Below are 18,605 nucleotides of genomic sequence, written 5' to 3'. Positions count from 1 at the left end.
ATGCAGCATGGGCCGGTACAGCGTCTTGGCCTGACCGGCGGCATAGGCAGTGGCAAAAGCACGGTTGCCCGTTTGCTTGTGGATGCCGGCGCTGCGCTGATTGATGCCGATGCCATCTCACGCCAGGTCACAGCACCCGGTGGTGCGGCCATTCCGCTGATCACCCAGCACTTCGGCCCACAGGCCATCACACCCGAAGGCGCCATGGACCGTGATGCCATGCGGCGCCTGGCTTTCAGTGATCCCGCGTCGCGTCGCCAGCTCGAGGCCATCATTCACCCGCTGGTCGGTCTTGAAACGGCACGCCAGGCTGAACAGGCCCTGCAGGCCGGCAATCCTTGCATCGTGTTTGACATTCCCCTGCTGGTCGAATCCGGCCGCTGGCGCCAGCAACTGGACCGGGTGCTGGTGGTGGACTGCAGCGAGGCCACACAAATCAGCCGGGTCATGGCCCGTAGCGGCTGGACGCAGGAAGCCGTGCAGAAAGTGATTGACGGCCAGGCCAGCCGGGCTGCGCGGCGTGCTGCAGCCGATGTGTGTATTTATAACGATGGCTTGTCGCTGGATGCCCTGGGCCTGATCGTCAGGCAGATTTCGCGCCGCTTCGGGCTATGATGCAAAAACATCCATCAATGAGCCGATAAAGACTGCGCCGTGATCCTTTACGAGTATCCCTTCAACGAACGCATACGCACTTATTTGCGGCTTGAGCATCTGTTTCGTCGCCTCGGCGTGCTGGTTGCACGCGAGCACCCCATAGACCATCACTACGCCATCACCACTATTTTTGAGGTGATGGACGTGGCGGCCCGCGCAGACCTGAAGATGGATGTGCTCAAGGACCTTGAGAAACAAAAGCAGACGCTGAACGGCTACCGCGGTAACCCGGCGATTGCCGAGACTGTGCTGGACGATGTCACGGCCCAGCTTGAAGGCTGTTTTTCAGGCCTGAACAACTTGCCGGGCAAGGCGGGGCAGCAACTCACGGAAAACGACTGGCTCATGAGCATTCGCAGCCGGGTCGGTATCCCGGGCGGCACCTGCGAGTTCGACCTGCCGGCCTACTATGCGTGGCAGCACCTGGATACGAAGACGCGGCAGAATGATTTACAGCGCTGGACGGCTGGTCTGGTGCCCCTGGCCGAATCCATACGCCTGCTGCTCCAGCTCCTGCGGGATTCTGGTGCGCCGCAAAAAGTCATCGCGCCTGCCGGCCAATACCAGCAGACCCTGCCTCAGGGGCGCACCTTCCAGCTCGTGCGCCTGCGCATAGACCCATCGACCGGGCTGATTCCCGAAATCAGCGGCAACCGCCTGCTGGTGTCCGTGCGCCTGATGCGCCATGAGGGCGACGACCGGCTCCACTCCTGCACCGATGACGCATCGTTTGAACTGACACTTTGCTCCTGAGCCGGATGCCGTGAGCATCCTTTTTTCCTGAATCCTGTCCAGCCGTACGCCATGAAGCCAGACCAACCAGCCGCCAGAGTGGTGGTGTGCCCCGCCTGCAAGGGCAAAAGCATTTACGCGGCCAGCAACCCGTTTCGTCCCTTCTGCAGCGAGCGCTGCAAGAACATGGACCTGGGCGCCTGGGCCAGCGAGAGTTTTCGCATGCCTGTCGATACCCCGCCTGATGACGAGGTGTATGGCGACCCGAAATTGCAATGAACTTTTAAACGGCATGCGGCTTTTGGCCGCCTGTGCGCTGAGGCTCAAAGTAAAAAAGGAGGAAGAGGGATGGAGACCAAAAACTGGATGGCCAAACCAGCCATGGCCCTGATGGTTGCCTCAGCATTGCTGCTGGGCGGCAATGTTCACGCGCAGGCAGGCGATGCGGACAAGCCTGCAAAGGCAAAAACACAGAAGAAGAAAGCGGCTGCTGCCGGTGGCCAGGGCGCGAAGGCCAAATTCATGCCGGGATCGCAGGAAACGCGTAGCGAGCGCATTGCCCGCCTGAAGCGGGAATGCAAGGGCGGCGTTAACGCTGGCGCCTGCGAAGGTTACACCCGCTGATTGACGGGTGAGGAGGCCAGGGCGCCCAAGGTCTGGCGCCCTCGGCGGCGGATTACTCTGATCTCAGGCGGCAGGCGCGCCCAGCACCTGTTGCAGTTCGCCGCTTTCGTACATCTCCATCATGATGTCCGAACCGCCTATGAACTCGCCCTTGACATACAGTTGGGGAATGGTCGGCCAGTTGCTGTATTCCTTGATGCCGTTGCGGATTTCAGGGTCTTCCAGCACGTTCACGGTCGCGGGTTTGCTCACGCCGCAGGCTTTGAGCACCTGGATGGCGCGGCCTGAAAAACCGCACTGCGGAAACTGGGCCGTGCCCTTCATGAACAGCACAACGTCGCTGGATTTAACGATCTGGTCAATGCGTTGCTGGGTGTCGCTCATGGTGAAATCCTTGAAGTTACGTGGGTATGTCGGTGGCGGGGCCGTTGTGCAGATAGATGCCGTCGGCCCGGCAAAATTCAATATCCCGATTATCCCGCCGATTGGCTTTAGGGGTTTTATCGGGGACCTGTTAACAGGCCCCAAGCCATTGGCCGCCCGAGCAGCGGGCAATCCCGGCCAGGTCCAGCCGGCTCTGTACCTGCTGAAACCCCCGCCCAGCCAGCAGCTCGCGCACCCGGTCTGACTGGTCGTAACCATGTTCCAGCAGCAGCCAGCCGCCGGGATGCAGGTGTTCTGGCGCCTGTTTGATGATTTGCCGAATGTCGTTCAGCCCGTCGCTGCCCGCCACCAGGGCCTGCAGCGGCTCATGCACCAGGGCGGCCAGGTGCGGGTCGGCGCTGGCGATATACGGCGGGTTGCTTGCGATTAAATGAAAGTGGCCACTGACTTCTTCAAGCCAGTGGCTTTGAAGGAACTGGATATCGGCATGCAGGCTGTTGGCGTTTTCCTGTGCTACGGCCAATGCATCGGCACTGGCATCGACCGCCACCACTATGGCCGGACGTCCCGCCGCCTGCAACGAGTGTGCAACAGCGATGGCAATCGCGCCGCTGCCCGTGCCCAGGTCCAGCACCCTGGGCTGGGCGCTCATGGCTGGGTCTTGCAGGATGTCCAGCGACCATACCACCAGCGTTTCAGTGTCCGGCCGCGGCACCAGGACCCGGGCATCGACTTTCAGGCGCAGGCCAAAAAACTCCTTGTAGCCGGCGATATAGGCCAGCGGCTCGCCTGCCGCGCGGCGCAGGCCGAGCTGGCGAAACAGGTCGGCACCGGCTTGCGGCAACACGTCGTCGTCATGCGCCAGCAGCCACGCCCGGTCGCTATCGGGTTTGCCCAGCGCATGCAGCAGCAGCAGCTGGGCGTCCAGCCGCTCCAGTCCCAGGGTTTGGGCCGTCTGCAAGGCCTGGCGTACTGTGGGCTGGTTCAATCGGGGCTCCGGTATTTGCTATCAAATAAATAGCTGGTTGCGCGCATAAACAGGCGGCCAGGGGCTGATTTGATGCTGAAAAAGGCCATTTTTTGGGCTTTTTCAGCCTTGCGAGGCCGTTTCCAGCTCCGCCAACTGCTCGGCGCCGCGTGCGACCTGCAGCGCGGTGACCACGTCTTCCAGGTCGCCCTCCATGATGCTCAGCAGCTTGTACAAGGTCAGGTTGATGCGGTGGTCGGTCAGGCGGCCTTGCGGGAAGTTGTAGGTGCGTATGCGGTCGCTGCGGTCGCCGGTGCCGACCAGGCCCTTGCGCATGGCCGCGTCCTTGGCGGCGCGCTCGGCGCGGTCTTTTTCATGGATGCGGGCGGTCAGCACCTTCAGCGCCTGGGCCTTGTTGCCGTGCTGGCTGCGGCCTTCCTGGCATTCGGCGACGATGCCGGTAGGGATGTGCGTGATGCGCACGGCCGAGTCGGTCTTGTTGATGTGCTGGCCGCCGGCGCCGCTGGCGCGGTAGGTGTCTATACGCAGGTCGGCGGGGTTGATCTGTATCGCCACGGCCTCGTCGGGCTCGGGCATCACGGCCACGGTGCAGGCGCTGGTGTGGATGCGGCCCTGGGTTTCGGTCGCGGGCACGCGTTGCACGCGGTGCCCACCGGACTCAAAACGCAGCTTGCCGTAGACACCCACGCCGTTCGCGTCGGTCGCACCGCTGATGCGCAGCACCGCTTCCTTGTAACCGCCCAGCTCGCTGGACGATTCGCTGACGATTTCAACCTGCCAGCGGTTGCGCTCGGCGTAACGCGTGTACATGCGGAACAGGTCGCCCGCAAAAAGCGCCGACTCGTCGCCGCCCGTGCCGGCGCGGATTTCGACAAAAGCCGGGCGCGCGTCGTCCGGGTCTTTGGGGATCAACATCAGCTGCAGCGCTTCGTCTATCTGCGTGATGTCGGCTTTGGCGGCGGTGATTTCCTCTTCGGCCATGGCCTGCATCTCGGGGTCGTCTTTGGCCTCCAGCAGCATGCCCTGTGCGCCTGCCAGGTCGGCCTCGCGGCTGGTGAGCTTGCGGTACTGCTCGGCCACCACGCTGACCTCGGCATGCTCGCGTGTCAGGCTGCGAAAGCGGTCCAGGTCGCTCACCACGTCACTGGCCGACAGCAGGGCGTCGAGTTCGTGCAGTCTTAAAAGCTGGCGGTCCAGGGTCTGGCGAAGAAAAGGTTTCATGAGGCGGAAGGTCCGTCAGGGCAAAAATCGGATGAACAAAAGGACAGGCTGGTGGCCCATGGCACCCTGCAAAAAGCCAGGGCCGGGCAGGAAACCTGCGGCGCTAACGCTCTTTGTGCTCTTTGTCTTCCGGGCGCAGTCTGGGCAACTGCCCGCGCAGGAACAGCTTTGAAACCGTCTGCGCCGTGGCTTCGCGGTTGCCGGCGTCACCCGCGTGCAGCTCGGCCAGGGTGCCATGCAGCATTTTTTGCGTCAGGCCGCGGCTCAGGGCCTCCAGCACCGCATCAATCGGCTCGCCTTTTGCAAGCAGTTTTTTGGCCCGGGCGATTTCAAGCGCGCGCCATTCGTCGGCCTGCGCGTTGAGCTGCTGGATCAGCGGCACGGTGCCGCGCTGGCTCAGCCAGTGCATGAAGTTCTGCACACCGGCGTCAATGATGACCTCGGCTTCCGCCACGGCGGCCTGGCGGCTGTTCTTGCCGGTTTGCACCACCTGGGCCAGGTCGTCCACGGTGTAAAGGTAAATGTCGGGCAGGGCCTTGACTTCGGGCTCGATGTCGCGCGGCACGGCCAGGTCGACCATGAACATGGGCCGGTGCTTGCGCAGCCTGACGGCGCGTTCCACCGCGCCCAGGCCGATGATGGGCAGGGTGCTGGCGGTGCAGCTTATCACTGCATCAAACTCATGCAGCCGCGCGGGCAGGTCGGCCAGGCGCATGACCTCGGCGCCAAAACGCCCGGCGAGTTTTTCACCGCGCTCCAGCGTGCGGTTGGCAATCGCCATGGATTTCGGGTTTTTGGCGGCGAAATGCGTGGCAGCCAGGTCGATCATTTCGCCCGCGCCCACAAACAGCACCCGGATATCGCCCAGGTCTTCAAACAATTGCCCGGCCAGCCGCACGGCCGCTGCTGCCATGCTGATGCTGTGCGCACCTATCTCGGTGCTGCTGCGCACTTCCTTGGCCACGGCAAAAGAGCGCTGGAACAACTGGTGCAGGGTTGAACCCATGGCACCGGCGTCTTCGGCGGCGCGCACGGCATCTTTCATCTGGCCGAGGATTTGCGGCTCGCCCAGCACCATGGAGTCCAGCCCGCTGGCAACACGGAAAGCGTGGCGCGCGGCCTGGTCGCCTTCCAGGGTGTAAGCATGGGAGCGCAGCAGGGCCGGCGAGACACCGCCGCTGTGCGCCAACCACTCCAGCGTGTGCTCCAGGTCCGGCTTGTCACCGGCGCAGTAGATCTCGGTGCGGTTGCAGGTAGAGAGAATGGTGGCTTCGGGCTGGCGCGCCAAAGACTCGCGCAAACCCTTCAGGGTAGGCGCAATCTGGTCCATGGAGAACGCAAAGCGCCCGCGCAAATCCAGCGGTGCGGTGTTATGGTTTAGCCCAAGGGCCCAGACTGACATTCCCCGATTATAAAATTGAAGCACCGACCCGGTGCCAGGCAGCATGAATGACCGCTTATCTCCTCACCAACCACCTGCTTAATTTCATGGCCCCGGCTGCCTTTGTGGCCCTGGGCCTGGTGCTTCTGGCGCGGGTGTTTTCCCGTTTTTTTGTATCAAAAAAGCCCCTGGTGGGCGGTCTATGGGCGCAGCTAGCTATTGTTTTCGTAGCGAACGTGCTGGTGCTGGCGGCCGGGCTGGTGATTTTCGGCAACGACGGCAAGATGGCGACCTATGCCGCGATGGTGCTGGTCGCGGCAGCCTGCCAGTGGGTTTTGTGGCGCGGCTGGAAGGGCTGATACCTGTTTCAGACCACAGGATTGAACAGGTCAACCCGGTCCGTGATGATGCCGTCGGTGCCCAGTTCAAGCAGCTTTTGGGCTGAAATTTCGTCGTTGACGGTGTAACTCAGCGTCCTGAGCCCGGCCTGCCTTGCGAGTTGCACGGTGTTTTCATCCCACAGCCGGTAGTTAAAAATCACGGCCACGCAGCCAAGCGCCTGCGCAGTTTCCAGCCAGTCGGTCGTCAGCTTGTCCAGCAGCAAACCACGCGGCAGTTGCGGCTGCGCGAGTTTTGCGGCCTGCAGCGACGCGGTCTGGAAAGATGTCAGCAGCGGCGGCGTTTTTGCATCTTTCCACAGGGCCGCAGCTGAATTGGCCACGGCGCTGCCCGTCAGGGCTTCAAGTCCCGGCGTCGGCTTGATTTCGATGTTCAGGAAATAGTTGTTGCCAAGGCAGTAGCGCGCAATGGTTGCCAGATCAGGCAGAGGCTCGCCCGCAAAAGCCGCCGAGTGCCAGCTGCCGGCATCCAGTCTTGACAATGCCTGCCAGGTCAGTGAATCTGCGTCGCCATGGCCATTGCTGGTTCGGTCAAGCGTGGCATCGTGCAGCAAAAACAGCACGTCATCGGCACTGAGTTTGACGTCACACTCAAACATGCGGTAGCCATGGCTGGCGCCAAGTTTGAAGGCGGCCAGGGTGTTTTCAGGCGCCAGCTTGCCGGCACCGCGATGCGCTATCCAGCGGGGGTAGGGCCAGTAGTTCATTTTTTTCTAAAGGCGTAATCCGGTTTCAGCATCAAACCAGTGCAGGCGATCGACACGCGGCGTGACATGGATGATCGATCCGATTTCCGGCGCAGACGACAGGCTTTCATCCGTACGCACAATCAGGGATTCATCTTTCAGGCGGCAATACACCAGCCGCTCCGCACCCGGCATTTCAATCGTGTCCACCTGCACGGCCCAGCCGGTGTTGCCGACCTGCAGATGCTCGGGGCGTATGCCGAGTATGGCGCCCGGTTTACCGCCAAAGTCGGTGTTGGGCGCTGCCTTAAGCAGGTTCATGGGCGGAGAGCCCATAAAACTCGCCACAAAGGTTGTGGCCGGGCGGTTGTAGACCTCTTCCGGTGTGCCGAACTGCTCCATGCGGCCGGCGTTCATCACCATCATGCGTTGCGCCAGGGTCATGGCCTCGACCTGGTCGTGCGTGACAAACAGCGAGGTGATGCCGAGTTCGCGGTGCAGCTTCTGGATCTCCAGCCGGGTCTGCACGCGCAGCTTGGCATCCAGGTTGGACAGCGGCTCGTCAAATAAAAAAACCTGCGGCTGGCGCACGATGGCGCGGCCCATGGCCACGCGCTGGCGCTGGCCGCCTGACAGCGCACGCGGCTTGCGGTCCAGCAGGTGGCCAAGCTCCAGGATTTTTGCGGCCTTGTCGACGCGGGTCCTGATCTCGTCCCTGGGTACTTTGGCGATCTTGAGCCCATAAGCCATGTTGTCGAACACGCTCATGTGCGGGTAAAGCGCATAGTTCTGGAACACCATGGCGATGTCGCGCTCCGACGGCTCCAGGTCGTTGACGACCTTGCCGCCTATGCTGATTTGCCCGTCCGTGACTTCTTCCAGGCCAGCCACCATGCGCAGCAGCGTCGATTTGCCGCAGCCCGAGGGGCCGACGATGACTATGAATTCATGGTCGCTGATCTCTGCGTCCACGCCGTGCAGCACCTGCACCGCGCTTTTGCCTGTGCCGTAGCGTTTGACGACGTTCCTGAATGAAATGGATGCCATATCTTTTTATTTTTCCGTATCGACCAGGCCCTTGACGAACCACTTCTGCATCAGCACCACGACAAAAGCCGGCGGCAGCATGGCCAGAATGGCGGTGGCCATCACCACATTCCATTCGTTCTGCGAGTCGCCGCCGGCGATCATGCGTTTGATGCCTATGACCACCGGGTACATGTCCTCGCTGGTGGTCGCCAGCAGCGGCCAGAGGTACTGGTTCCAGCCGTAGATGAACTGGATCACAAACAGCGCGGCCATCGATGTTTTGGACAGCGGCAGCAGGATGTCCCAGAAAAATCGCATGGGTCCGGCGCCGTCCATGCGCGCGGCCTCGACCAGCTCATCGGGCACGGTCAGGAAAAACTGCCGGAACAAAAACGTCGCGGTGGCCGAGGCAATCAGCGGCACCGTCAGGCCTGCATAGGTATTGAGCATGCCCAGATCCGAAACCACCTTGTAGGTCGGGCCAATGCGCACTTCAACCGGCAGCATCAGCGTGACAAAAATCGCCCAGAAAAAGAAGTTCTTGAACGGGAAGCGAAAGTAAACAATCGCAAAAGCTGACAGCAGCGAAATGGCGATCTTGCCGAAGGTGATGACCAGCGCCGTCACCAGGCTGACCCACATCATGCGGGCGACCGGCGCGGTGGAGCCCTGGCCGCTGTTGTTGCCAAAAAGCGCAGCCTTCCAGGTTTCCCAGAAGTGGCTGCCCGGCAGCAGTGGCATGGGCGTTTGAACAATTTCCTGCGCGGTGTGGGTGGATGCCACAAAGGCGAGGTACAGCGGAAAGGCGACGATCAGCACGCCGAGGATCATCACGGCGTGGGCGAGGATGCCGAGGGTAGCGCGGCGCTCGACCATCAGTAATTCACCTTTTTCTCAACATAGCGGAACTGCAATACCGTCAATGCGATGACGATGACCATCAACACCACGGATTGCGCAGCCGAGCCGCCCAGGTCCATGGCCTTGAAGCCGTCGTAATACACCTTGTAAACGAGTATGGAGGTGTCCTGCCCAGGGCCGCCGTGTGTGGTGGCGTCAACAATCGCGAAGGTGTCAAAAAAGGCATACACCATATTGATCACCAGCAGGAAAAAAGTGGTTGGTGACAGCAGCGGGAACTGTATGGTCCAGAAGCGCCGCCAGGGCCGGGCACCGTCAATGGCGGCAGCCTCGATCAGCGATTTCGGGATCGACTGCAGGCCGGCCAGGAAGAACAGGAAGTTGTACGAAATCTGCTTCCACACCGCTGCCATGACGATCAGTGTCATGGCATGGCCTGAATCAAGCAGGTGGTTCCAGTTGATGCCGATCTGGCCCAGCGCATAAGCCACCACGCCCAGCGAGGGGGAAAACATGAACACCCACAACACACCGGCCACGGCGGGTGCCACGGCATAAGGCACGACCAGCAGGGTTTTGTAAAACAGCGCACCCTTGATGATGCGGTCTGCAAACACCGCCAGCACCAGCGACAGGCCAATGCCCAGCACCGCGACCAGGATGGAAAAAATGGCCGTGGTCTTGAAGGAGGCGAGGTAACCTGCGTCGTTAAACAGTGTCCTGAAGTTGGCAAAACCCACCCACTCGGTGGAAGTGCCGAAAGCGTCCTGTACCTGGAAGGATTGCAACAGCGCCTGCGCCGCCGGCCAGAAGAAAAACACGCTGATCACGATGACCTGCGGCGCCAGCAGCAGCCAGGGCAGCCAGGTCGAGCGGAATAAGACGCGTTTTTCCATGAAATCCGTTTGCTATAAAAATAGTAGCTGGTTGCGCGCTATGTACCTGGGCCAGCGGCCAGAAGGGCTTGAAAAAGCAGGTTTTCAGTATTTCAGCCCTTGTTGGCTTTCTGGAAGCGCTCAAGCTGCTCGTTGCCGCGTTTGACGATGGCGTCGAGGGCTTCCTTGGCAGTCTTTTTACCGCTCCAGACCTGTTCGAGCTCTTCGTCTTCGATGGCGCGCACCTGCACATAGTTGCCCAGGCGTATGCCGCGGCTCTTGTCGGTGACCTTGCGGATCATCTGGGTCACAGCCACATCGGTGCCGGGGTTCTGTTTGTAGAAGCCGGATTTTTCGGTGAGCTGGTAGGCCGCCGTGGTCACGGGCAGGTAGCCGGTGCGTTTGTGGCTGGCGGACTGCACTTCTGGACTGGAGATGTAGTTGAAAAACGCTGCCACGCCCTTGTATTCGGCCGGTTTTTTACCCGACATGACCCATAGGCTGGCACCGCCTATCACGGTGTTTTGCGGTGCGCCGGGCACGTCGGGGTAGTAGGGCAGGGGGGCCAGGCCATAGGCAAATTTGGCGTTTTTGGCGACGTTGCCGTAAAAGCCCGAGGAGGTGTTGATCATGGCGCATTCGCCGGAGACAAAGCTCGCCTCGGGCACATTGCCGCGGCCCTTGTAGACAAACAGGCCCTGCTTGGCCATATTCGCCAGGTTTTCGATATGCCGCTGGTGCAGCGGTGAGTCGATCTTCATGCGCGCATCCATGCCGGCCAGGCCGTTGGATCTGGAGGCGAACTCGACGTTGTGCCAGGATGAAAAGCTCTCCAGCTGGGTCCAGCCCTGCCAGGCGGTGGTGAAAGGGCATTTGTGGCCGGCGGCTTTCAGCTTGGCGGCGGCCAGGGCAACTTCAGGCCAGGTCGTGGGCGCCTTGTCGGTGGGCAGGCCGGCGGCCTTGAAGGCATCCTTGTTGTAATAAAAAATGGTGGTCGAGCTGTTGAAGGGAAAACTCAGCATCTGGCCATTCGGCGCGGTGTAGTAACCGGCAACGGCGGATACATAAGCCGTCGGGTCAAATTTGTAACCGGCGTCTTTCATGATCTGCGCGACAGGCACGATGGCGCCCTTGCTGGCCATCATGGTGGCGGTACCGACTTCAAACACCTGCAGGATGTGCGGCGCATTGCCGGCACGAAAGGCGGCAATCGCGGCCGTCATGGACTCGTCGTAGCTGCCCTTGAAGGTCGGGATGACCTTGTATTCCTTCTGGCTGGCATTGAAGTCCCTGGCCAGGTCGTTGACCCATTCGCCGTTGACGGCCACCATGGAATGCCACCACTGGACTTCCGTCTGGGCCTGGCTGGCCAGGGGCGCCAAAAGCGTGCCGGCGGCCAGCGCCAGGGCCGAAAACCTGCGCAATGAGGGCTGGAAGGCGGGAAATGGGATGTGCATGGATGCTCCAGATTCGGACACGTTGTTTGGACCAGCCAGTCTAGAAACTGTCTGTGACAGCGCGATTTAAGCGATTTGGGGCATTTTTAACAAGCGGGGTTTCCATGGGGGCCATGGCCCTGTGGATCGGCCTGCAAGTTGGGCTGCGTTAATATCGGGTACAGAGCCAGACGCGGATCTGGAACACGGCTATGAGCCGTAAATTGCCGCAGATAGCCGCCGATTTTTCACGATGAACGCCCCTACCACCCTCCAAGAACTCGATGCTTTTGCCGACGACGCAAAGCAGACCGAAGCACGCATTCGCGAAATTCCCTATAACTACACGTCGTTTTCCGACCGCGAGGTCGTTATCCGGCTGCTGGGCTCCCGCGCCTGGGACCTGCTGAACCGCCTGCGTGACGAACGCCGCACCGGCCGCTCCGCCCGTATGTTGTATGAGGTGCTGGGCGACGTCTGGGTGGTCCAGCGCAACCCCTACCTGCAGGACGACCTGCTGGACAACCCCAAGCGCCGCAAGCTGCTGGTCGAGGCCCTGCAGCACCGGCTGGGCGAGGTTGAAAAACGCCGCACACCCGAAGCCGACAGCCAGCGCGACGCCATCGTCGGTGAGTTGATGGACGCCGCCCGGGGCGCGGTGAGCCGTTTTTCCAGCTCGTTTGAGGAGATGGCCGACCTGCGCCGCCAGACCGAACGCAAGCTGCGCAAGCTGACGCTCAAGGACAACATCAAGTTTGACGGCCTGTCGCGCGTATCGCACGTGACCGACGCGACCGACTGGCGCGTCGAATACCCGTTCGTGGTGCTGACGCCGGACACCGAAGTTGAAATGGCCGGCCTGGTCAAGGGCTGTATCGAGCTGGGCCTGACGATTGTCCCGCGCGGCGGCGGCACCGGCTATACCGGCGGCGCGATTCCCCTGACCTGGAAGTCGGCGGTCATCAACACCGAAAAACTCGAGGCCATGACCGAAGTCGAAATGGTCAGCCTGCCGGGCATGGACAAGCCTGTCGCAACCATCTGGACCGAAGCCGGTGTGGTTACGCAGCGTGTGGCCGATGCGGCCGAGCGCGGCGGTTTTGTGTTTGCGGTGGACCCGACCTCGGCCGAGGCCTCCTGCATAGGCGGCAACATCGCCATGAATGCCGGTGGCAAAAAGGCCGTGCTCTGGGGCACGGCGCTGGACAACCTGGCCTCCTGGCGCATGGTGACGCCGGATTCGCAGTGGCTGGAAGTCACGCGCATGGACCACAACCTCGGCAAAATCCACGATGCCGAGATGGCGAGCTTTGAGCTTAAATATTTTGAAGCCGACGGCAAGACACCGGTGCGTACCGAGCGCCTGGACATTCCAGGCAAAAGCTTTCGCAAGGAAGGCCTGGGCAAGGACGTTACCGACAAATTCCTGAGCGGTTTGCCCGGCATACAAAAAGAGGGTTGCGACGGCCTGATCACCAGCGCGCGCTGGATCGTGCACCGCATGCCGGTGCACACACGCACCGTGTGCCTGGAGTTTTTCGGCAATGCCAAGGACGCCGTGCCCAGCATCGTGGAGATCAAGGACTTCATGTTTGCCGAGCAAAAGCGCAGCCAGGCCGCGGGTTCGCCCGTGCTGCTGGCCGGGCTGGAGCACCTGGACGACCGCTACCTGCGCGCCGTGGGTTACGCCACCAAGTCCAAACGCGGCGGCCTGCCGAAGATGGTGCTGTTCGGTGATATTGCCGGCGACGATGCCGACGCTGTGGCGCGTGCGACTTCTGAAGTGGTACGGATTGCCAACTCGCGTGCCGGCGAAGGATTTATTGCCATCAGCCCCGACGCGCGCAAGAAATTCTGGCTGGACCGCAAGCGCACGGCGGCCATTTCACGCCACACCAATGCCTTCAAGATCAATGAAGACGTGGTGATCCCGTTGCCGCGCATGGCCGAGTACACCGACGGCATTGAGCGCATCAACATCGAGCTCAGCCTGCGCAACAAGATCAGGCTGTGCGACGAGCTGGACGCTTTTTTCCGCAAGGGCAACCTGCCTTTGGGTAAATCGGACGATGCCAACGACATTCCATCGGCAGAGCTGCTGGAAGACCGCGTGGGCCAGGCGCTGGCACTGGTTGCCGACGTGCGCACCCTGTGGGCCGGCTGGCTGGCGGATGTGGAAACGCTGTTCCCGCAACTGCAAAACCATACATTGCGCGCCAGCTGGAAAACGCAGCTGCGCACGCCGCTGCAGGCCATCTTTACGGGTGGGGCGTTCCTGCCCATCCAGGAAGAGTGCACGGCCATCCACAAACGTGTGCTCAAGGGCCGCGTCTGGGCTGCGCTGCACATGCATGCCGGTGACGGCAATGTGCACACCAACCTGCCGGTCAACAGCGACGACTACGAGATGCTGCAGACCGCGCATGAGGCCGTGGCCCGCATCATGGTGCTGGCGCGTTCGCTGGACGGCGTGATCTCCGGCGAGCACGGCATAGGCATCACCAAGATGGAGTTCTTGAGCGACGCGGAGCTCCAGCCGTTTGCCGACTACAAGGCCAGGGTCGATCCGGAAGGGCGCTTCAACAAAGGCAAATTGCTACGAAATCAGGAGCTGGTTGCGCCCATTCCTGCTGGGCTGGAGGCCCAAAAGGCTTCTGAAAATGGCTCCCTGTCGGCGCTTTTTTCCGATTTGACCAATGCCTACACGCCCAGCTTCGGCCTGATGGGCCACGAGTCGCTGATCATGCAGCAGTCCGACATAGGCGCGATTGCCGACAGCGTGAAAGACTGCCTGCGCTGCGGCAAATGCAAACCGGTGTGCGCCACCCACGTGCCGCGCGCCAACCTGCTGTACAGCCCGCGCAACAAGATCCTGGCGACTTCGCTGCTGGTCGAGGCTTTCCTCTATGAAGAGCAGACCCGGCGCGGCATCAGCATCAAGCACTGGGAAGAGTTCGAGGACGTGGCCGACCATTGCACGGTGTGCCACAAGTGCCTGACGCCTTGCCCTGTCGATATCGACTTTGGCGATGTGTCCATGAACATGCGCAACCTGTTGCGCAAGATGGGCCAGAAATCCTTCCGGCCCGGCAATGCGGCCGCCATGTTCTTCCTGAACGCCACCAACCCGCAGACCATCAAGTTCATGCGCGGCGCCATGGTCGACGTCGGCTTCAAGGCCCAACGCCTGGCCAATGACGTGTTGCGCAAGCTGACCAAAAAGCAGACCGCGCATCCGCCGGCCACGGTCGGCAAGGCACCGGTCAAGGAACAGGTAATCCACTTCATCAACAAGAAGATGCCGGGCGGCCTGCCCAAGAAAACCGCGCGTGCCCTGCTGGACATTGAAGACAAGGACTACGTGCCCATCATCCGCAACCCGAAAAACACCACGGCGGAAACCGAGGCGGTGTTTTATTTCCCAGGTTGCGGTTCCGAGCGGCTGTTTTCACAGGTCGGCCTGGCAACCCAGGCCATGCTCTGGCACGCGGGTGTACAGACCGTGCTGCCGCCGGGGTACCTGTGCTGCGGCTATCCGCAAAAGGGCAGCGGGCAGTTCGACAAGGCCGAAAAAATCATCACCGACAACCGGGTGCTGTTCCACCGCGTGGCCAACACGCTTAACTACCTGGACATCAAGACCGTGGTGGTGAGTTGCGGCACCTGCTACGACCAGTTGCAGGGTTATGAGTTTGACAAGATATTCCCGGGTTGCCGCATCATCGACATCCACGAATACCTGCTGGAAAAAGGCATCACCCTGCGCACCGACCAGCCCGGCGCCGGTTACCTCTACCACGATCCCTGCCACAGCCCCATGAAGCTGCAGGAGCCGATGAAGACGGTCAAGGCGCTGCTGGGCGACAACGTCCTGAAAAACGAGCGCTGCTGCGGTGAATCGGGCACTCTGGGCGTGACCCGTCCGGATATCTCCACGCAGATCCGTTTCCGCAAGGAAGAAGAGCTGCAAAAAGGCGAAGCCGAGTTGCGTGCATCGGGCGCCCTGGGTGAAAAGGAAAACGTCAAGATCCTGACCAGCTGCCCAAGCTGCCTGCAAGGCCTGTCGCGTTACGGCGACGACATGAAAAACGGTTTGCTGGAAGCTGATTACATCGTGGTCGAAATGGCCAACCAGATACTCGGCAAGGAGTGGCTGCCGGCGTATGTGGACGCAGCCAACCACGGCGGCATTGAGCGGGTGCTGGTTTAACTATGGCCCCCACGCTTGTCACTGCGTGTACTGCGCTGCCCCCCGAGGGGGCGCTCGCTTGCTTGGGGCGGCCCGGCGCGGCGTTCGAAGCACGGGCCGGCGGCTGCCCCCTGTGCGAGACCGACGGCGGGCTGCTGGTTTTTCGCAATGAACAACTGCGCATCATCCAGGCCAGCGAAGCCGGTTTCCCGGCTTTTTACCGGGTCGTGTGGACGCAGCATGTGGCGGAGTTTTCCGACCTGACGCCCGCAGAGCGCGCGTCCTGCATGGATGCCGTGGTGCTGGTGGAGCAGGTGTTGCGTGCACAACTGCAACCCACCAAGGTCAACCTGGCCGCGCTGGGTAATGCGGTGCCGCATCTGCACTGGCATGTGATTGCACGTTTTGACTGGGACAGCCATTTTCCGGGTGCGGTCTGGGCAGCGCGGCAGCGCCCGGACGACACCGAAAAGCTGGCGCAGATCGCATCAAAGTGCCTGGATGTCAACCGGCTGATCGCCGAAAAAATGGCGCAATGATGTGCCCTGACGTGTCCAATACCAGAAAGTAAATCCCACCATGGCAGGTCTTCACGCTGACTCACCGACGCCGACGGCGCTGACGGTTCACAGCCAGTCGCGCGTTCTCGAAATCGCTTTCTCGGACGGCGCGCAATTCCGTATTCCGTTTGAGTTGATGCGTGTGTATTCGCCCTCGGCAGAAGTCCAGGGTCACGGCCCGGGGCAGGAGGTGCTGCAAACCGGCAAACGCGAGGTCAATGTGGTCGAGCTGGAGCCCATCGGCAATTACGCCGTGAAGCCGGTTTTTTCCGACGGCCACGAGAGCGGCATTTTTTCCTGGGACTACCTCTACCACCTGGGCTCGGAGCAGGACCGGCTCTGGGACGACTACACGCGCAAGCTGCAGGCTGCGGGTGCGAATCGTGACGATCCCATGGTGGCCGCAGGTGGCCACGCCTGCGGCAATCACTGAGGCAGGCAAACGGCGGGCCGCCAATGGCAGGCCGTGCAGCCCCGACTCGGGGCTACTGTTGTTTTTCCAGCATAAAACCACGCTAATGCCCTGAATCCCCGCAGGGTTGTCGCGATCAATCGGGGCTTTGGCCTCTAGCATTCACTTATGTCAACAACCCATTTTGGTTTTCAGTCGGTCGATGAGCAGGACAAGGCACGTCGCGTGCGCGGCGTGTTCGATTCCGTGGCGCCCAAATACGATGTCATGAACGACCTGATGTCCATGGGCCTGCACCGCGCCTGGAAGGCTTACACCGTGCTGGTGGCCAACGTCAAGGAAGGCCAGCAGGTGCTGGACATTGCCGGCGGCACAGGCGACCTGGCGCTGGCGTTTGCGCCCAAGGTCGGCGCCAGCGGGCGTGTGGTGCACACCGACATCAATGAAGCCATGTTGCGCGAAGGGCGCAACCGTTTGCTCGATGCTGGTGTCAGCCTGCCGACGCTGGTCTGTGATGCCGAGCACCTGCCTTTTCCGGATGCCCACTTTGACCTTGTCACCGTGGCCTTCGGTTTGCGCAACATGACGCACAAGGAAGACGCCCTGCGTGAAATGAACCGCGTGCTCAAGCCCGGCGGCAAGCTGCTGGTGCTGGAGTTTTCCAAGGTGGCCAAGCCGCTGGAAAAAGTTTACGACTGGTATTCATTCAAGGTCCTGCCCAGGATAGGCAAGCTGGTGGCCAATGACGACGCAAGTTACCAGTACCTGGCCGAGTCGATTCGCATGCACCCGGACCAGCAGGAACTTAAAGCCATGATGCTCAAAGGTGGTTTTGGCCATGTGGACTATCACAACATGACGGGCGGAGTTGCCGCCTTGCATGTTGGAATCAAGTGTTAGGCATTGCTGTTCAGCAGCAGTTGATCAGAGAAAAATTGTTCAAGGAGACGTTATGAAAATGTGGTCCATCGTTCTTTCCGCCATGCTGGCGCTCACGTTGACGCTCACCGCGGCGGATGCCGAGGCCAGGCGCATGGGCGGTGGCAAGTCCATCGGCAAGCAGTCGTCGAATGTGACGCAGCGTGAAGCGACGCCAGGCGGCGCCACCAACTCTGTGGCCAAACCAGCCACGCCGGCTGCTCCGGGCGCAGCGCCTGCGGCAGCCGCACCGAAAAAACCGTGGGGCGCCATGCTGGGCGGCCTGGCCGCCGGCCTTGGCCTGGCCTGGCTGGCTTCATCGCTGGGCCTTGGCGGTGCTTTTGGCCAGATCATCATGTTCGCCCTGCTGGCGCTGGTTGTCATGGTGGTGATCGGCTTCGTGATGCGCAAGCTGAAGGGCCAGGGCGGCGGGCAGGCGCAGACGCCTTATGCCTTCCAGGGCGCGGGCAATGCCACAACGCCAAAAGACTACAGCCCCCAGAACGTTGGAAACGACGCTTCCGCCCGGCCATGGGAGCGCAACAACATGGCTTTTGACGCCAGCAAGGAAGGCGCGGCTGCAGCTTCGGGGTCCATGATCGGTTCCGGGCTGATGGGTTCGCAATCCTGGGGTGTGCCTGCCGGCTTTGATGCCGAGGGTTTCCTGAAGGCCTGCAAGACCAACTTCCTGACGCTGCAGGATGCCTGGGACCGTTCGGACATCCACAACCTGCGGGCCATGATGACCGACGAGATGCTGGAGCAGATCAAGGTACAGCTTGCAGACCGCGAGTCGCACACCGGCGACGGCACCAACAAGACCGACGTGGTGATGCTCAATGCGCAACTGCTGGGCATCGAGGAACTCAACGACGTGTACATGGCCAGCGTGGAGTTCTCCGGCATGATCCGGGAGGACGCCTCGGCCGGCCCAAGTCCTTTCCGCGAAGTCTGGAACATGACCAAGCCCAGGAATGGCGGCAGCGGCTGGCTGGTGGCAGGCGTTCAGGCTCTCCAATAACCCCCGTCCAGGCTCACTTCGTGTAGCCCGTTCGCCCCTTTCAGGGGCCGCCCGCCTGTGGCCCGGCAAAGCCGGTTCCACGGCTCATGCTTGGTTGAGAAACCCTATCGCCAGTCGCCGCACCCAGTCCCAAGCCAGCAGGGGCCGCGGGACTGGCTTTGCCAGACCGCAGGCGCCGCCCCCTCGGGGGGGCAGAGAGCTACACGCAGCGAGCGAACGTGGGGGCTCATATT

Annotated in this window: 19 protein-coding genes; 10 read left to right on the top strand and 9 right to left on the bottom strand. The window is 61.4% G+C overall.

What is annotated here, in order from left to right:
* The 4 genes from coaE to ACFQND_RS26485 all read left to right on the top strand — a co-directional run bounded on the left by coaE (nt 1) and on the right by ACFQND_RS26485 (nt 2,013).
* Nucleotides 1-615, top strand: coding sequence for a dephospho-CoA kinase (gene coaE / locus ACFQND_RS26500; protein WP_371434929.1), 615 nt, complete (start codon nt 1-3; stop codon nt 613-615).
* Nucleotides 616-654: 39 nt separating this feature from the next.
* The gene (zapD, locus tag ACFQND_RS26495; protein ID WP_371434930.1) at nt 655-1,410 is read left to right on the top strand and encodes a cell division protein ZapD; all 756 of its coding nucleotides are present in this window, start codon (nt 655-657) and stop codon (nt 1,408-1,410) included.
* Nucleotides 1,411-1,461: 51 nt separating this feature from the next.
* Nucleotides 1,462-1,668 carry a DNA gyrase inhibitor YacG gene (locus tag ACFQND_RS26490; RefSeq protein WP_371434931.1) on the top strand — a complete coding sequence of 69 codons (207 nt, stop codon included), beginning with the start codon at nt 1,462-1,464 and terminating at the stop codon, nt 1,666-1,668.
* A gap of 69 nt (nt 1,669-1,737) precedes the next feature.
* A complete protein-coding gene (locus ACFQND_RS26485) occupies nt 1,738-2,013 on the top strand; it encodes a hypothetical protein (protein WP_371434932.1) in 276 nt (91 codons plus the stop codon).
* 63 nt (nt 2,014-2,076) lie between these two features.
* Here the strand turns inward: ACFQND_RS26485 and grxD are convergent, their stop codons facing one another.
* The 4 genes from grxD to hemA form a co-directional block, all read right to left on the bottom strand.
* Nucleotides 2,077-2,397 carry a Grx4 family monothiol glutaredoxin gene (gene grxD, locus ACFQND_RS26480; protein WP_371434933.1) on the bottom strand — a complete coding sequence of 107 codons (321 nt, stop codon included), beginning with the start codon at nt 2,395-2,397 and terminating at the stop codon, nt 2,077-2,079.
* A 130-nt stretch (nt 2,398-2,527) separates the two neighbouring features.
* Entirely contained in the window at nt 2,528-3,385 is an 858-nt protein-coding gene (gene prmC, locus ACFQND_RS26475) for a peptide chain release factor N(5)-glutamine methyltransferase (protein ID WP_371434934.1), read from the bottom strand.
* Nucleotides 3,386-3,487: 102 nt separating this feature from the next.
* Complete coding sequence (gene prfA, locus ACFQND_RS26470) at nt 3,488-4,606, bottom strand: peptide chain release factor 1 (protein ID WP_371434935.1); 1,119 nt, start codon at nt 4,604-4,606, stop codon at nt 3,488-3,490.
* A 103-nt stretch (nt 4,607-4,709) separates the two neighbouring features.
* Nucleotides 4,710-6,008 (bottom strand): glutamyl-tRNA reductase, encoded by a 1,299-nt coding sequence (hemA, locus tag ACFQND_RS26465; protein ID WP_371434936.1) that lies wholly within the window; start codon nt 6,006-6,008, stop codon nt 4,710-4,712.
* Nucleotides 6,009-6,055: 47 nt separating this feature from the next.
* Between hemA and ACFQND_RS26460 the strand changes: the two genes are divergently transcribed.
* Nucleotides 6,056-6,346, top strand: coding sequence for a hypothetical protein (locus tag ACFQND_RS26460; RefSeq protein WP_371434937.1), 291 nt, complete (start codon nt 6,056-6,058; stop codon nt 6,344-6,346).
* 8 nt (nt 6,347-6,354) lie between these two features.
* Here the strand turns inward: ACFQND_RS26460 and ugpQ are convergent, their stop codons facing one another.
* The 5 genes from ugpQ to ugpB form a co-directional block, all read right to left on the bottom strand.
* Complete coding sequence (ugpQ, locus tag ACFQND_RS26455) at nt 6,355-7,092, bottom strand: glycerophosphodiester phosphodiesterase (protein ID WP_371434938.1); 738 nt, start codon at nt 7,090-7,092, stop codon at nt 6,355-6,357.
* Between the two features lie 6 nt (nt 7,093-7,098).
* On the bottom strand, nt 7,099-8,118 hold the full coding sequence (locus ACFQND_RS26450; RefSeq protein ID WP_371434939.1) for a sn-glycerol-3-phosphate import ATP-binding protein UgpC: 1,020 nt from the start codon (nt 8,116-8,118) through the stop codon (nt 7,099-7,101).
* 6 nt (nt 8,119-8,124) lie between these two features.
* A complete protein-coding gene (gene ugpE, locus ACFQND_RS26445; RefSeq protein ID WP_371434940.1) occupies nt 8,125-8,976 on the bottom strand; it encodes a sn-glycerol-3-phosphate ABC transporter permease UgpE in 852 nt (283 codons plus the stop codon).
* Nucleotides 8,976-9,857 (bottom strand): sn-glycerol-3-phosphate ABC transporter permease UgpA, encoded by an 882-nt coding sequence (ugpA, locus tag ACFQND_RS26440; protein WP_371434941.1) that lies wholly within the window; start codon nt 9,855-9,857, stop codon nt 8,976-8,978. Before ugpA ends, ugpE begins: the two co-directional genes overlap by 1 nt.
* 92 nt (nt 9,858-9,949) lie before the next feature.
* Nucleotides 9,950-11,293, bottom strand: coding sequence for a sn-glycerol-3-phosphate ABC transporter substrate-binding protein UgpB (gene ugpB, locus ACFQND_RS26435; RefSeq protein WP_371434942.1), 1,344 nt, complete (start codon nt 11,291-11,293; stop codon nt 9,950-9,952).
* Nucleotides 11,294-11,525: 232 nt separating this feature from the next.
* Between ugpB and ACFQND_RS26430 the strand changes: the two genes are divergently transcribed.
* The 5 genes from ACFQND_RS26430 to ACFQND_RS26410 all read left to right on the top strand — a co-directional run bounded on the left by ACFQND_RS26430 (nt 11,526) and on the right by ACFQND_RS26410 (nt 18,372).
* Entirely contained in the window at nt 11,526-15,482 is a 3,957-nt protein-coding gene (locus ACFQND_RS26430; protein ID WP_371434943.1) for a DUF3683 domain-containing protein, read from the top strand.
* 2 nt (nt 15,483-15,484) lie between these two features.
* The gene (locus tag ACFQND_RS26425) at nt 15,485-16,000 is read left to right on the top strand and encodes an HIT family protein (protein WP_371434944.1); all 516 of its coding nucleotides are present in this window, start codon (nt 15,485-15,487) and stop codon (nt 15,998-16,000) included.
* Between the two features lie 40 nt (nt 16,001-16,040).
* Complete coding sequence (locus tag ACFQND_RS26420) at nt 16,041-16,454, top strand: gamma-butyrobetaine hydroxylase-like domain-containing protein (RefSeq protein ID WP_371434945.1); 414 nt, start codon at nt 16,041-16,043, stop codon at nt 16,452-16,454.
* Between the two features lie 147 nt (nt 16,455-16,601).
* Entirely contained in the window at nt 16,602-17,333 is a 732-nt protein-coding gene (ubiE, locus tag ACFQND_RS26415; RefSeq protein WP_371434946.1) for a bifunctional demethylmenaquinone methyltransferase/2-methoxy-6-polyprenyl-1,4-benzoquinol methylase UbiE, read from the top strand.
* A 52-nt stretch (nt 17,334-17,385) separates the two neighbouring features.
* Nucleotides 17,386-18,372, top strand: coding sequence for a Tim44 domain-containing protein (locus ACFQND_RS26410; RefSeq protein ID WP_371434947.1), 987 nt, complete (start codon nt 17,386-17,388; stop codon nt 18,370-18,372).
* Nucleotides 18,373-18,605 lie beyond the last annotated feature (233 nt).

Source organism: Polaromonas aquatica (assembly GCF_042659145.1).
GTDB lineage: Bacteria > Pseudomonadota > Gammaproteobacteria > Burkholderiales > Burkholderiaceae_C > Polaromonas > Polaromonas aquatica.
Note: the sequence above shows the minus strand (reverse complement) of the source record. Positions and strands in the feature narration are given on the sequence as shown.